At 52.6% G+C, this 865-nt stretch carries 1 protein-coding gene and 1 pseudogene; both read right to left on the reverse strand.

Annotated features, from left to right (window positions below; all coding sequences use genetic code 11):
- A pseudogene (locus QZL63_RS04185) lies at window positions 1-69 on the reverse strand (30S ribosomal protein S7); the annotation flags it as partial.
- Between the two features lie 40 nt (window positions 70-109).
- A complete protein-coding gene (gene rpsL, locus QZL63_RS04190) occupies window positions 110-490 on the reverse strand; it encodes a 30S ribosomal protein S12 (RefSeq protein WP_026318484.1) in 381 nt (126 codons plus the stop codon).
- Window positions 491-865: the final 375 nt, after the last annotated feature.

Genomic DNA, 865 nt, shown 5'->3' on the forward strand with positions numbered 1-865 from the left:
GGTCACGGCCACGTCTCCGAACTTCGGATCCGGAAGTAGAATTCGCTTCTTTGGCTTAGCTTTTCTCATTGCTCTAAATAAATGTTCGAATTAAATGTTTCTCGTTAGACTATTTGCCGGCCTTGGGACGCTTGGCGCCGTACTTCGAACGACGCTGGCGACGACCGTCCACACCGGCCGAGTCGAGCGCACCGCGCACGAGGTGGTAACGTACACCGGGGAGGTCCTTCACACGACCGCCGCGGACGAGCACGATCGAGTGCTCCTGCAGGTTGTGGCCTTCGCCCGGGATGTAGGCATTGACCTCTTTGCCGTTGGTCAGGCGGACACGCGCCACCTTACGCATGGCCGAGTTAGGCTTCTTCGGGGTCGTCGTGTACACACGGGTACAAACGCCGCGACGCTGAGGGCACGCTGCGAGTGCCGGGGACTTCGACTTGTCCTCCATGCTTACTCGACCGTTTCTCACTAACTGTTGAATAGTTGGCATTTCTTAAACTGTCCTTTAATGGTTAAAAAATCTATCTCCATTGTCCAAAATGGACTGCAAAGGTACGCATTTTTTTGGAATTACAATATATATACACCTCTTTTTTCGTGATTTTCGGGCATTTTGCGCCTTTATCGATACTTATTTCTTATCGTTCCTAAAAACAAATAAGCATTTATTTATACATGATGTTTTAACCAGCTTTTTCTCAGCGGGTTGTCACACGTTGCCGCAAATTGCCGCAACAAGGCTGCGGCAGGCACCTGCACAACCGGAGTCCCGATGCAACCGACTGATCCGGAAGCCGATACCGACAATACGATACCACCGGTCCGGGCAACGCCGCAACACGCCGTCGGCCGCTCCGCCGTCTGC

Origin of the sequence: Alistipes sp. CAG:268 (genome assembly GCA_000434235.1) — a bacterium.
GTDB lineage: Bacteria > Bacteroidota > Bacteroidia > Bacteroidales > Rikenellaceae > Alistipes > Alistipes avistercoris.